12 protein-coding genes are annotated in these 14,074 nt (G+C 47.5%); 7 read left to right on the plus strand and 5 right to left on the minus strand.

The window, feature by feature from the left end; all coding sequences use genetic code 11:
* The first annotated feature begins 322 nt into the window (after nucleotides 1–322).
* From ilvG to ilvA, 5 genes are read left to right on the plus strand one after another with little or no spacing between them, the layout of a single operon-like run.
* Complete coding sequence (ilvG, locus tag R7O03_RS18335) at nucleotides 323–1,969, plus strand: acetolactate synthase 2 catalytic subunit (RefSeq protein WP_318131926.1); 1,647 nt, start codon at nucleotides 323–325, stop codon at nucleotides 1,967–1,969.
* 11 nt (nucleotides 1,970–1,980) lie between these two features.
* Nucleotides 1,981–2,265 (plus strand): acetolactate synthase 2 small subunit, encoded by a 285-nt coding sequence (gene ilvM / locus R7O03_RS18340; protein ID WP_005378958.1) that lies wholly within the window; start codon nucleotides 1,981–1,983, stop codon nucleotides 2,263–2,265.
* A 12-nt stretch (nucleotides 2,266–2,277) separates the two neighbouring features.
* A complete protein-coding gene (gene ilvE / locus R7O03_RS18345; RefSeq protein WP_206949712.1) occupies nucleotides 2,278–3,216 on the plus strand; it encodes a branched-chain-amino-acid transaminase in 939 nt (312 codons plus the stop codon).
* 13 nt (nucleotides 3,217–3,229) lie between these two features.
* Entirely contained in the window at nucleotides 3,230–5,071 is a 1,842-nt protein-coding gene (ilvD, locus tag R7O03_RS18350) for a dihydroxy-acid dehydratase (RefSeq protein ID WP_005383859.1), read from the plus strand.
* Nucleotides 5,072–5,073: 2 nt separating this feature from the next.
* Nucleotides 5,074–6,621: a threonine ammonia-lyase, biosynthetic gene (gene ilvA / locus R7O03_RS18355; protein WP_318131927.1), complete on the plus strand. Its 1,548-nt coding sequence runs from the start codon at nucleotides 5,074–5,076 to the stop codon at nucleotides 6,619–6,621.
* A gap of 59 nt (nucleotides 6,622–6,680) precedes the next feature.
* Here ilvA and punR read toward each other — a convergent pair whose 3' ends face one another.
* A complete protein-coding gene (gene punR / locus R7O03_RS18360; RefSeq protein ID WP_064368871.1) occupies nucleotides 6,681–7,583 on the minus strand; it encodes a DNA-binding transcriptional activator PunR in 903 nt (300 codons plus the stop codon).
* Nucleotides 7,584–7,735: 152 nt separating this feature from the next.
* Here punR and punC point away from each other — a divergent pair, with 152 nt between their 5' ends.
* A complete protein-coding gene (punC, locus tag R7O03_RS18365) occupies nucleotides 7,736–8,941 on the plus strand; it encodes a purine nucleoside transporter PunC (RefSeq protein ID WP_005378946.1) in 1,206 nt (401 codons plus the stop codon).
* 44 nt (nucleotides 8,942–8,985) lie between these two features.
* Here punC and R7O03_RS18370 read toward each other — a convergent pair whose 3' ends face one another.
* Entirely contained in the window at nucleotides 8,986–9,762 is a 777-nt protein-coding gene (locus R7O03_RS18370; protein WP_005378944.1) for a transporter substrate-binding domain-containing protein, read from the minus strand.
* Nucleotides 9,763–9,877: 115 nt separating this feature from the next.
* Here R7O03_RS18370 and R7O03_RS18375 point away from each other — a divergent pair, with 115 nt between their 5' ends.
* Complete coding sequence (locus R7O03_RS18375; protein WP_005383852.1) at nucleotides 9,878–10,618, plus strand: amino acid ABC transporter permease; 741 nt, start codon at nucleotides 9,878–9,880, stop codon at nucleotides 10,616–10,618.
* 80 nt (nucleotides 10,619–10,698) lie between these two features.
* Here R7O03_RS18375 and glmU read toward each other — a convergent pair whose 3' ends face one another.
* The 3 genes from glmU to atpD all read right to left on the minus strand — a co-directional run bounded on the left by glmU (nucleotide 10,699) and on the right by atpD (nucleotide 14,054).
* Nucleotides 10,699–12,060, minus strand: a complete 1,362-nt coding sequence (gene glmU / locus R7O03_RS18380; protein ID WP_017635597.1) for a bifunctional UDP-N-acetylglucosamine diphosphorylase/glucosamine-1-phosphate N-acetyltransferase GlmU — start codon at nucleotides 12,058–12,060, stop codon at nucleotides 10,699–10,701.
* A 149-nt stretch (nucleotides 12,061–12,209) separates the two neighbouring features.
* Nucleotides 12,210–12,632, minus strand: coding sequence for a F0F1 ATP synthase subunit epsilon (locus R7O03_RS18385; protein ID WP_005378937.1), 423 nt, complete (start codon nucleotides 12,630–12,632; stop codon nucleotides 12,210–12,212).
* Nucleotides 12,633–12,650: 18 nt separating this feature from the next.
* The gene (gene atpD / locus R7O03_RS18390) at nucleotides 12,651–14,054 is read right to left on the minus strand and encodes a F0F1 ATP synthase subunit beta (protein ID WP_005383849.1); all 1,404 of its coding nucleotides are present in this window, start codon (nucleotides 14,052–14,054) and stop codon (nucleotides 12,651–12,653) included.
* Nucleotides 14,055–14,074 lie beyond the last annotated feature (20 nt).

A 14,074-nucleotide genomic window follows, 5' to 3' on the forward strand; every position in this document is an offset into this window, starting at 1 on the left:
TGACGCAAACAATTTCGTAGAACATTACACAACATTTTTTAACGAAAAAAGAACGACAGACAGATGAACCTTTTCGCTCATATCAACGCACTGCTAGCCCTGATTATCGTGGTCATTATTGGCACCGCGCGGGGTATTGTGGGCGAAAGGTAACCACAAATTACAAAAAACCCCCGCACTGAAAAGTCCGGGGGTTTTTTTACAACTACAAGTTGTCATCTGTCTAACCCTCGGACAGTTTAACGGGAAGAATGGGAGTGCACATGAAGTGCAATAAATATGGCAATCGCTACGAGCCACAACGTAGCAAAGGAGGTTTACGATGACTGGTGCACAACTTGTCGTAGCCGCTTTAAGACAGCAAGGCATCGAAACCGTTTTTGGCTACCCCGGCGGGGCCATCATGCCAATCTATGATGCTTTGTATGACGGTGGGGTGGAACACATCCTATGCCGTCACGAGCAAGGGGCCGCTATGGCTGCTATCGGGATGGCTCGTTCCACTCAAGACGTTGCTGTGTGCATGGCAACTTCCGGCCCAGGAGCCACTAACCTTGTTACCGGCCTTGCCGACGCTTTCCTTGACTCCGTACCTCTAGTTGCCATCACAGGCCAGGTAGCTAGCTCTCATATCGGTACCGATGCATTCCAAGAAATGGATGTGATCGGAATGTCCCTAGCCTGTACTAAGCACAGCTATCTCGTGACCGAAATTGAAGATCTAGCTCCGACACTTGCCGAAGCCTTTGAGGTCGCAAAAACCGGTCGTCCGGGTCCTGTCATTGTCGATATCGCCAAAGACGTTCAACTCGCTCAAGCACCCACAGACCTTCTTCCTCCATACATAGCACCAGCAATCGAAGATGTCAGCGCTGAAGATATCAAACGTGCGCAAGATGTGCTGGCAGCATCTACTCGCCCAGTGTTGTATGTTGGTGGTGGCGTGCAACTTGCGAAAGCAACCGATGCAGTACGCGAATTTCTTCGCTTAAACCCAATGCCTGCAGTTAGCACATTAAAAGGTCTCGGTACCATTGAACGCCATGATCCTCACTATCTTGGTATGTTGGGTATGCACGGCACCAAAGCCGCCAACCTAGTGGTTCAAGAAGCCGATCTATTGATTGTGGTTGGCGCGCGTTTTGATGACCGTGTGACGGGTAAGCTCGACACGTTTGCACCAAATGCGAAAGTGATTCATATCGACATTGATGCTGCGGAGATTCATAAACTGCGCCACGCCAACGCACCATTACGTGGCGACATCAACACCATTCTTCCTCAGCTAGAGCTGACTCAAGATATTTCACCGTGGGTTCATCACAGTGAAAGTCTGCGCAGCGGCTTTAAGTGGCGTTACGACCACCCGGGCGAGTTAATCTACGCACCGCTATTGCTTAAACAACTGTCTGACATGATGCCAGATAGCTCAATTGTCTCGACCGACGTCGGTCAGCATCAGATGTGGGCAGCGCAACATATCCAGCCACGCGAACCACAAAATTTCATCACTTCTGCTGGCCTTGGCACCATGGGCTTTGGCTTGCCAGCAGCGATGGGTGCTGCAGTCGCACGTCCTGATGATCAGTCTATCCTTATTACAGGTGACGGTTCATTTATGATGAACGTTCAGGAATTGGGCACGCTGAAGCGTCGGCAGATTCCAGTGAAGATTGTCCTTCTTAATAACCAACGTCTTGGCATGGTTCGCCAATGGCAGTCATTATTCTTTGACGGTCGCCACAGTGAAACCATTCTTGATGACAACCCAGATTTCGTGATGTTAGCAAAAGCGTTCGATATCCCGGGCAAAACCATCACCAAGAAAGAAGAAGTCGAACCTGCTCTCAAAGAGATGCTAGCGAGTGAAACTTCTTACATACTTCACGTTTTGATTGATGAAGAAGAAAACGTGTGGCCATTGGTGCCACCTGGCGCATCAAACAGTGATATGTTGGAAAATACATAGGAGACAATCGCATGGACAGATATTTACTCGACATCAAAGCCGATGACAAACCGGTACTGTTGGAGCGCGTTCTACGTGTGATTCGTCACCGAGGCTTCGTGATCAAACAAGTCGCTGCTACGCAAAACCACGAAAGCAAAGTAGCCAGCGTCGAGATCATCGTCGACAGCGATCGACCAATCTCGTTTTTGATCAATCAAATAGAGAAGTTGTGGGACGTTCGTAAGGTTGAGGTGCTAAAAATCCGCAACGATGAACTGCCAAATCACAACTTACAACAACACGTAAGTGCATAAGGAAGGCAACAAATGGCAACGAAAACTGCAGATTTCATTTGGTTTAATGGTGAGATGGTTCCATGGGCAGAGGCGAACGTTCACGTTCTGACTCACGCAATGCACTATGGCACATCCGTGTTTGAAGGCGTGCGCTGTTACAACACACCAAAAGGCCCAATAGTCTTCCGTCACCGTGAGCATGCACAACGTTTAAAAGATTCCGCCAAGATTTACCGCTTTCCGATCCCTTTCTCTGTAGAGGAAATCATGGAAGCGACCCGCGAAACACTGCGCCAAAACAAACTCGACAGCGCTTACATTCGTCCATTGGGTTTTGTCGGTAATGTTGGCTTAGGCGTATGTCCACCAGTTGGCACTGAGATGGATCTAATCATTGCAGCATTTCCTTGGGGCTCTTACTTAGGCGAAGAAGCGCTAGAAAAAGGTGTCGATGCGATGATTTCAAGCTGGAACCGCGCTGCGCCAAACACCATCCCAACTGCGGCTAAAGCAGGCGGTAACTACCTATCTTCACTACTGGTTGGTGGTGAAGCGCGTCGTCACGGTTACGACGAAGGTATTGCGCTAAGCGTAGATGGTTACCTATCGGAAGGGGCTGGTGAAAACATCTTCGTTATCAAAGATGGCGTAATCACCACACCACCAGCAACTAGCGCGATTCTACCGGGCATCACTCGTGACTCGATCATGACAATTGCACGCGATAAAGGCTACGAAGTACGTGAAGCGAACATTGCTCGTGAAGCCCTTTACCTTGCCGATGAAGTCTTCATGACAGGTACTGCGGCTGAGATTGTACCAGTGGCAACCATCGACAAGATTGAAGTGGGCGCTGGTAAGCGCGGCCCTATCACTAAAGAACTACAAGCAGCCTACTTTGGCCTATTTGACGGCACCACGGAAGATAAGTGGGGCTGGTTAGACTATGTGTACCCAGAACAGAAGTAAGAAGGATTAGGAAATGCCAAAATATAGATCAGCTACCACCACACATGGTCGTAACATGGCGGGTGCACGAGCACTGTGGCGTGCAACGGGTGTGAAAGAAGAAGACTTCGGTAAACCAATCATCGCCGTTGTAAACTCGTTTACTCAATTTGTTCCGGGTCACGTACACCTGAAAGACATGGGTCAGCTTGTAGCACGCGAAATCGAAAAAGCTGGCGGTATTGCGAAAGAATTCAACACCATCGCGGTTGATGATGGTATCGCAATGGGTCACGGCGGCATGCTGTACTCACTGCCTTCACGCGAACTGATCGCAGACTCTGTGGAGTACATGGTCAACGCGCACTGTGCCGATGCCATGGTATGTATCTCTAACTGCGACAAAATCACTCCGGGAATGTTGATGGCATCTATGCGTCTCAACATCCCGGTTATCTTTGTTTCTGGTGGTCCAATGGAAGCGGGTAAAACCAAGCTTTCTGATCAGATCATCAAACTAGACCTTGTAGATGCGATGATCCAAGGCGCGGATCCAAAAGTGTCTGATGAGCAAAGCGAGCAGATCGAACGCAGCGCATGTCCAACGTGTGGATCGTGTTCAGGCATGTTTACCGCAAACTCGATGAACTGTTTAACTGAAGCACTCGGTCTTTCTCAGCCGGGCAACGGTTCTATGTTGGCGACTCACGCAGACCGTGAACAGCTATTCCTTAACGCGGGTCGACGCATTGTTGAACTGACTCGTCGTTACTACGAGCAAGATGACGAATCCGCATTGCCACGCAACATCGCAACCTTTGATGCCTTTGAAAATGCGATGGCACTGGACATCGCAATGGGTGGCTCAACCAATACGATTTTGCACTTATTGGCAGCAGCGCAAGAAGGCGAAGTTGATTTTGATATGGAAGATATCGATCGCCTGTCTCGCCAAGTACCGCACCTGTGTAAAGTGGCACCATCTACCCAGAAATATCACATGGAAGACGTACACCGCGCAGGTGGCGTCATGGCAATTCTTGGTGAGTTAGATCGTGCAGGTCTTCTACACAATGATGCGCGCACCGTACTTGGTCTTTCCATGAAAGAGCAGCTCGCAAAATACGACATCATCCAAACTGAAGACGAAGAAGTACTTAAGTTCTACCGCGCAGGTCCTGCAGGTATTCGTACTACACAAGCATTCTCACAAGATTGTCGCTGGGATCGCCTTGATGACGACCGTGCGGAAGGTTGTATTCGTACTATCGATCATGCCTTTAGCCAAGAAGGTGGCCTAGCCGTTCTATCAGGCAACATCGCATTAGATGGTTGTATCGTTAAGACTGCTGGTGTGGATGAGAGCATTCATAAATTCACTGGCCCAGCCGTAGTTTTCGAAAGCCAAGAAGACGCCGTAGAAGGCATCTTGGGTGGCAAAGTAAAAGCAGGCGACGTGGTTGTTATCCGTTACGAAGGCCCTAAAGGTGGTCCGGGCATGCAAGAAATGCTTTACCCAACCACTTATCTAAAATCGATGGGCCTTGGCAAAGAGTGTGCACTTCTGACTGACGGCCGTTTCTCTGGCGGCACATCAGGTCTGTCAATCGGTCACGCCTCTCCTGAAGCAGCAAACGGCGGTGCAATTGGCCTGGTAAAAGAAGGCGATATGATCGCAATTGATATTCCAAACCGTTCAATTTCACTCCAAGTGTCTGAACAAGAACTTGCTGAGCGCCGTGCAAAACAAGACGAACTAGGCTGGAAACCAGTTGACCGCCAACGTGAAGTTTCCTTTGCACTCAAAGCGTACGCGAGTATGGCAACCAGTGCTGACAAGGGTGCAGTACGAGACAAGTCGAAGCTAGAGGGCTAGCAATGATGGAAGCTCAACCCGAAAAACAAGTGAACCAAACTGGTGCAGATTATCTGCGCCAAATCCTTCGCGCACCTGTTTATGAAGTAGCAACAGTGACGCCACTGCAAGAAATGCCTCGTTTATCTGCACGTATCGGGAATAACGTGCAGATCAAGCGTGAAGATCGCCAACCCGTACACTCGTTCAAATTGCGCGGTGCATACAACATGGTGGCGAGTTTATCTGAAGCACAAAAAGCCGCTGGTGTCATTGCAGCATCGGCAGGTAACCACGCTCAAGGCATGGCGCTCTCTGGTACTAAGCTAGGCATCAAGACCACCATCGTGATGCCCAAAACCACACCAGACATCAAAGTCGATGCGGTACGTGGCTTCGGTGGCAATGTAGTGCTGCACGGCAGCAACTTTGATGAGGCAAAAGCGGAAGCGGAACGCCTTTCTGATCTGCATGGGTACACATTTGTCCCTCCTTTCGATCACCCACTGGTGATTGCAGGTCAAGGCACCATAGGCATGGAAATGCTGCAGCAAAATGGTCACCTTGATTACATCTTCGTCCCTGTCGGTGGTGGCGGTTTGGCTGCCGGTGTTGCGGTACTCGTGAAGCAGCTAATGCCAGAAATCAAAGTGATTGCGGTCGAGCCAGAAGATTCTTCATGCCTCAAAGCGGCATTGGATGCAGGTGAACCAGTAGTATTAGACCAGGTCAGCATGTTTGCCGATGGCGTTGCAGTAAAACGCATTGGTAAAGAGACGTTTCGTCTATGCCAAAAGTACATTGATGGCCATATTGCAGTCTCTAGCGATGAAATCTGCGCAGCAGTAAAAGACATCTTTGAAGACACCCGTGCGATTGCAGAGCCTTCTGGCGCGCTTGCTCTGGCGGGTTTGAAGAAGTTTGCTGAGCAAAACAAACTGCAAGGTAAGAATTTAGGTACTGTGCTGTCTGGTGCCAACACTAACTTCCATGGCTTACGTTATGTTTCTGAGCGTTGCGAGCTTGGTGAGAAACGTGAAGGTTTGCTTGCCGTCACCATTCCTGAGCGTCAAGGTGCCTTCTTTGAGTTCTGTAACCTCATTGGCGGCCGCGCCGTAACGGAGTTTAACTACCGCTACAACGATGACGCATTGGCAAATATCTTTGTCGGTGTGCGTTTGCAAGGCGGTCAGGAAGAGCTAGAACATATCATTCACGACTTACGTGATGGTGGCTACCCAGTGGTTGATTTGTCTGATGATGAAATGGCGAAGCTGCACGTGCGCTACATGGTTGGTGGTAAGCCGTCTAAGCCGCTTAAAGAGCGCCTCTACAGCTTTGAATTCCCAGAATATCCGGGAGCGCTACTCAAGTTCTTAAGCACACTCGGTACTCATTGGAATATCAGCTTGTTCAACTACCGTAACCACGGCGCTGACTACGGACGTGTTTTATGTGGTTTCGAGTTAGATGAAAGCGATTTAGCTCAGTTTTCTGCACATTTACGTGAACTTGGCTATCAATGCAAAGACGAGACAGACAACCCATCGTATAAGTTTTTCTTGTCATAAAACGCCACATTTCAAATATATCAAAGACAACACAACACCTCGCATTAGCGAGGTGTTTTTTATGACTGTAACCAATCTTTATGTAGCTGATTAGGCGACCCAAGATAGTCCACCATCCACTGGATCAATTTATGATTATCATCTTTGCGCCATACTAAGCAGCAGTGACTGAGCGGTTTATCATCCGGCATGACCTTCTCCACCAGTGCACCATCATTGATTAAGGGTGTTGCAATATGACGTGGCATGTAACCCACGCCCACCCCATTTTTTAAACATTCAATCGCACTATACCAATTGGGCAATAATAATCGGCGCTGTTGCGGATAATGGCCAGTATGGCGTTTTGGCAGCACGTTCGAAGTATCATCAAGACAGATCGCCGGAAATTGACTCACAAACGCTTCAGTAAGCACTTGTTGTCGAACGCAAGGATGAGCGGGTGACATTACAAATGCCCAATCTAATACGCCCATATCTTTGACTTCAAAATCTCCCCCAACGGGAACCGCAGATGTCGCGCCAACGACAATGTCGGCTCGACCTTGTGCTATGGCTTCCCAAGAACCATTGAAGACCTCCATATTGATCTGCAATTCAGCAAATTCAAACTCGCGATAGAAATCTTCCACCAAAGGTTTGAGTTTTTCTAACTTCACCACGTTATCTAAGGTCAGCTTTAACGTGCTTTTCCATCCTTGAGCCGCTCGCCGCGTTTGTGCTTTCACCTCTTCCATTTGACGCAGCAAAGAGCGCGCCTCGGCCATAAAAAGTTCACCCGCTGGAGTTAGCTCGACTTTCCTTGGTAAACGTCGAAACAGCACCACATCTAAATCTTGCTCGACCTGCCTTACTCCATAGCTGATGGCTGAGGGGACTTTATGCAATACCTCAGCCGCAGCGGTGAAACTGCCTAAACGGGCAACCGTATCCAGCATTTCCAAAGACGCTTTAGAGAACATGATTTAACCTTTCAAAAAATTTGATTGATAACCAACAATTTTAGCGTTTTATTTTCTCAAAATCGAAAAATAGAATAATAAGGTAAATAAATCAGGGTTGGCGCCAACTGATGTTGATTAAAAAATGATTAAATAATTTGACTGGTTGAATCATGAAAATCTCAAAACTACAGCTCATTTATCTGGCAGCATTATCGATGCTTGGCTTCGTTGCTACCGATATGTATCTGCCAGCATTCAAAGCGATGGAAATCGACTTTGCAACAGGCCCTGAGCAAATTGCGCTCTCTTTAACGGTATTCCTCGTTGGTATGGCGATTGGTCAACTAATGTGGGGATTGGCATCCGATAAATTTGGCCATCGTAATACACTCGCAGCCGGGTTGGTGCTATTTACTATCGCGTCATTCGGTTTGGCTTTCTGTGATCAAGTATGGCAACTACTCACACTGCGCTTTATCCAAGCTATCGGTGTGTGTGCACCAGCCGTGATCTGGCAGGCTATGGTCATTAAGCGCTACTCAAGCAGTAGCCAACAAATTTTTGCGACAATCATGCCACTCGTCGCGCTATCACCAGCACTAGCACCTCAATTAGGGGTTGTGTTGGCAGATAACTTCGGCTGGCACAGTATCTTTATTACGCTAACACTAGTTGGTGTCTTCTTGGTCTTTGCGACCATGGCCCAAAAAGACGAGAAAGCAGAAATCAAACAAACCAGTATGTCTGCCGACATCAAAGCGCTGCTGAGTTCTAAAAAGTACCTTGGCAACGTGTTTATGTTTGCGACGGCTTCGGCTGCATTCTTTGCTTACCTAACTGGGATGCCAGAAATCATGGCGCAACTGGGCTACGAAGCAAAAGATATTGGTTTGAGCTTTATCCCACAAACTATCGCGTTTATGGCTGGTGGCTACTTAGGTAAAGTAGGCGTTCGAAAATTTGGTGATGAAAAGGTTCTGCGCCAACTGATTGGCCTATTTAGTGTCGCGGCATTAATGATTTTCATTGCTTCACAGTGGGAGCTGTCATCGATTTGGCCTATTCTTGCGCCATTCTGTTTGATTGCCGTTGCTAACGGCGCGCTGTACCCAATCGTGGTAAACCGTGCACTGGCCAGCGCACAACAGAGCCCTGCAACAGCAGCAGGTCTGCAAAACAGCCTGCAAATCTGTGTAAGTAGCTTCTCAAGTGCATTGGTAGCCGCAATGGCAAGCCAAGCTCAGATGGTTACTGGCATCGCAATCATCATCTGTATGGGTGGGCTGTGGATGGGATACATTCTGTCGAATCGCGAATTATCCAAGCACTTTACGACTCCTGACAACGCCCGAGTCGTGAGTGAAGACGAACTTTAATTGTTCAGATAATAAAAAGAGCCGCGCAATGCGGCTCTTTCTGTTTATAAGCTTTTCAACCCCCACTTCTTGGCAGTCTGCTTAAAAAAGCCTTGAGTCTTTTTCAACTCAACCCAGTGATTGATGTAATTAATCCATACTTGATCGTCTTGCGGCAACAACATAGCAATTGGGGTTGGTTTACGCGGTGCGGTCACTGGCACTATCGCCAACTGTTTAAACTTGTCCACCAACGTCGCAGCTTCCACATTGGACGTCACCGATACATCGGCCCTGCGAGCTAGTAGTTCTTGGAAGTCGCGCGCTGGCGCTTCAATAACAATATGCTGAGCAGACGGGAAGAACTCTTTCACCATTTTTTCTTGTACCGTACCTAACGTCGCCGCGACTTTTACTTCTGGTTTATTAAAATCCGCCCAATCAGAGAATTTGGCGAGATCTTTCTTTTGCACCACAGGTACAAAGGCAAGGTAGAAATATGGCTGGCTGTATCCAGCTACTTTCGCGCGCGACATGTTCAGAGATGCGCTGCCAGTAATATCGTATTTGTTGGCGGTAATGCCATTAACTAGCGTCTTCCAATCCGTGGGAACATACTCCACTTTTACACCGAGATCTTTAGCAAGTTCTGTTGTTACATCGATATCGAAGCCACGATAACTGTTTGTCGCGGGGTCTTTCATCGTCATCGGATTCCAATCTCCCGTCGTTCCAACTCGGAGTACGCCATTGTCTAAAATAGATTGAAGACGGCTTTCAGCGTGAGCGACTTGAGTCGCAGCAAGCAAACACATTCCTAGCACTAGTAAAATCTTTCTCATTTTTATTCCCTTAAAAATAATGACCTTATACGGTTTAATAATTAACCTTTATTAGAGCTCTACTGATAACATAGCAGTAACAAAGGAAGTTTTTTAGTTAATTCAGGGAGTAAATGTGACGTTTCGAACTCTATGGCTGTTTTCACTGCTATTACTCACTGGTTGTTCAGATTATCAATGGGGCTGGTATGTACTTGACCCTTCGACGGATCAAGGGCTCACCAATCTAAAGTTTTTAATCGCTGGGTTTAATGACACCATTCAGGTATCACTCCTCAGTATGTTATTTGCGATGAGCTTGGGCCTGATCGTTGCGTTACCCGCTCTGTCGGACTCTGCCTCTCTGAAGTGGATAAACCGTATTTATGTCGAGGTGATCCGTTCAGTGCCAGTTTTAGTCTTACTACTTTGGGTGTATTACGGCATGCCTACACTATTGGATGTCTCACTCAATCACTTTTGGGCGGGTGTTATTGCACTGACTATCGCTGAGAGTGCGTTTATGGCGGAAGTGTTTCGCGGTGGGATACAAGCTATCAGCCGTGGCCAACATGAAGCGGCTGAATCTTTGGGCTTAAGCTATTGGCAAAAGATGCGCCTGGTAATTCTTCCCCAAGCATTTCGACAAATCCTCCCTCCACTGGGCAATCAATTTGTCTACATTCTCAAGATGAGTTCTTTAGTCAGCGTGATTGGTTTAAGCGATCTCACTCGCCGTGCTAATGAGCTGGTGGTGAATGAGTACTTACCCCTAGAAATTTATACCTTCCTCGTTTTGGAGTACTTGTTGCTCATCCTATTTGTATCTCAAGCCGTTCGTTGGCTCGAAAAACGTATTGCCATTCCTAGCTACTAGCGATGAAGCCTTAGCTAGAAACAACAAAGCCGCTCTTGTTGAGCGGCTTTGACAATATAGAGACAGAGTGTAGGTAATGCTTATTTCTGTTTTACAGGACGCTGCCAGCCAGTAATTTTGCGCTCTTTGACGCGAGTAATTACTAACTCACCTTCTTCAACATCTTTTGTTAGTGTCGTGCCAGCACCGATGGTTGCGCCATCAGCGATAGTGACAGGCGCCACCAGTTGGCTATCAGAACCAACAAAAACATCATTACCGATGATGGTTTTAAACTTGTTCGCACCATCGTAGTTACAAGTGATAGTACCTGCACCGATGTTAGTACGTTGACCGATCTCTGCATCACCTAAGTAAGTTAGGTGGTTCGCTTTTGAACCTTCTCCGATGCGCGCATTTTTCACTTCAACGAAGTTACCCACATGGGAATCGTTACGCATTTCAGCACCAGGACGAAGGCGAGTAAATGGACCAACCGTACATTCTTCACCAACCGTTGCACCTTCAATCACACTGTAAGGGCGAACGATGGTGTTGTCGTCGATTTCACAATCTTTCAGTACACAACCCGCACCGATAACCACGTTATCACCCAGTGAAACTTTACCTTCGATGATAACATTCACGTCGATTTCACAGTCCATACCGCACTGTAACTCACCACGCAAATCAAAGCGTGCTGGATCGCGTAGCATGACACCTTGCTCTAGCAGCTTCTGAGCTTGCATTGACTGGAAAGCACGCTCTAGACGAGCAAGCTGTGCGCGGTCATTGACCCCTTCCACCTCAATGGCATTGACTGGGTGTACTGCCTCAACGGCACGACCTTCATCGTGTGCAGCTGCAATAACGTCAGTTAGGTAGTATTCGCCTTGTGCGTTGTTGTTGTTTAAGCCAGACAACCAACGCTTAAGATCCCCACCAGTCGCAACCATCACGCCAGTATTGATCTCTTTAATTTGTTTTTGTTCTTCTGTTGCATCTTTTTGCTCAACGATCGCCACAACAGGACCATTCTTACGGATAATACGACCATAGCCTGTCGGGTTATCTAGAATCACTGTTAGTAGTGCAATACCGCCTGTTGGCTGTGCATCTAATAGGTTTTCAATCGTTTCAGCTGAAATCAGTGGAACATCACCGTAAAGCACCAGTACTTTTTCATCGTCTTCAAACTTCGGAGACGCTTGATCAACCGCATGACCTGTACCTAGTTGCTCCGCTTGCAGTACCCAGTTTACAGGCTCTTCTGCTAGAGTTTGCTGCATTTGATCACCACCGTGACCATATACTAAGTGGATGTTTTGTGCGCCAAGACCTGTACATGTATCGATAACATGTTTTGCCATTGGCTTCCCTGCCAAAGTGTGTAGCACTTTAGGCATGTTTGAATACATACGGGTACCTTTACCCGCAGCAAGGATCACAGCACTGAATTTCATTAATAACCTATTGACGTTCTATTTTAATTGGGCGTTATTTTAAACACCTTGGAAGGATTAGTTAATGGTGGGATGTAAATTTCCAACTAAAATTAATCAAAAAGGCGACCAATTGGCCGCCTTTTTTCATGCAACGTTGCTAATTGAGCTTAGCGACGCTTTTTTGTCAGCTCGATAACTCGTAGCTGAGCAATGGCTTTAGCCAGTTCACTGGCCGCTTGTGCGAAGTCCATGTCACCATGCTGATTCTGGATTTGCTCCTCAGCGCGGCGTTTGGCTTCTTCTGCCTTCGCTGCGTCTAGCTCTTCACCACGGATAGCTGTATCAGCTAGTACAGTCGCTGTACCAGGCTGAATCTCTACCATACCACCAGAAACATAAATAATTTCTTCGTGGCCGTGCTGTTTCACAATACGCACCATACCAGGCTTGATAGCGGTCAGCAGCGGTGTGTGACCATGGAAAATACCAAGTTCACCTTCGCTACCGGTCACCTGAAACGTTTCAACACGACCAGAGAAGATTTTCTTCTCAGCGCTTACTACGTCTAGGTGAAAGGTTATTGCTGCCATATCGCCTCCTAGTTAGCCTTATAGCTTCTTCGCATTCTCAATAGCATCGTCGATGCTACCGCAGTACATAAATGCCTGCTCAGGAATGTCGTCGTATTCACCAGCTAGTAGACCTTTAAAGCCACGTAGAGTCTCTTTTAGAGGTACGTAAATACCAGGGTCACCTGTAAATACTTCTGCTACGTGGTAAGGCTGAGTTAGGAAACGCTCAATCTTACGTGCACGAGATACAACTTGCTTATCTTCTTCAGATAGCTCGTCCATACCTAGGATAGCAATGATATCTTTCAGCTCTTTGTAGCGCTGAAGCGTCTGCTGAACACCACGAGCAACTTCGTAGTGATCTTGACCAACGACTAGTGGATCAAGCATACGAGATGTTGAATCTAGTGGGTCGATCGCAGGGTATAGACCCATTGCAGCGATGTTACGGTTAAGTACAACCGTTGCATCCAAGTGCGCGAACGTTGTTGCTGGAGACGGGTCAGTCAAGTCATCCGCAGGTACGTATACCGCCTGTACAGACGTGATAGAACCTGATTTCGTTGACGTGATACGCTCCTGAAGTACACCCATCTCTTCTGCAAGAGTTGGCTGGTAACCTACCGCAGAAGGCATACGACCTAGTAGTGCTGATACCTCTGTACCTGCAAGTGTGTAACGGTAGATGTTATCAATGAACAGTAGTACGTCACGACCTTCGTCACGGAAACGCTCTGCCATTGTTAGACCAGTCAGTGCAACACGTAGACGGTTACCTGGTGGCTCGTTCATCTGACCGTAAACCATCGCTACTTTTGATTCTTCAGGCTTCTCAACGTTTACAACGCCCGCTTCCTGCATCTCGTAGTAGAAATCGTTACCTTCACGAGTACGCTCACCAACACCAGCAAATACTGATAGACCTGAGTGCTGTAGTGCGATGTTGTTGATAAGTTCCATCATGTTAACGGTCTTACCTACACCTGCACCACCGAATAGACCGATTTTACCACCCTTAGCGAATGGACAAATTAGGTCGATTACTTTAACGCCCGTTTCTAGAAGTGCAATTTCGTTTGATTGCTCTTCGTAGCTTGGTGCACTACGGTGGATAGAGTAAACCTCTTCCGCACCCACTTCACCACGCTCGTCAATCGCGTCACCTAGGACGTTCATGATACGACCTAGAGTTTTAGTACCTACTGGTACTGAAATTGGAGCGCCAGTGTTAACCACTTCGACTCCACGACGTAAACCATCAGAGCTACCCATTACGATACAACGAACTACGCCACCGCCTAGCTGTTGTTGAACTTCAAGAACTAGACGCTCTTTTGAGTCCGTTACGTTTAGAGCGTCATATACACTAGGTACATTGCTCTGTGGGAACTCTACGTCGACTACCGCACCGATGATCTGTACGATCTTACCTGTAGCCATCGTTAATCCTCTAAACTATT

Source organism: Vibrio sp. Vb2960 (assembly GCF_033337665.1).
In the GTDB taxonomy this organism is placed as follows: Bacteria; Pseudomonadota; Gammaproteobacteria; order Enterobacterales; family Vibrionaceae; genus Vibrio; species Vibrio alginolyticus.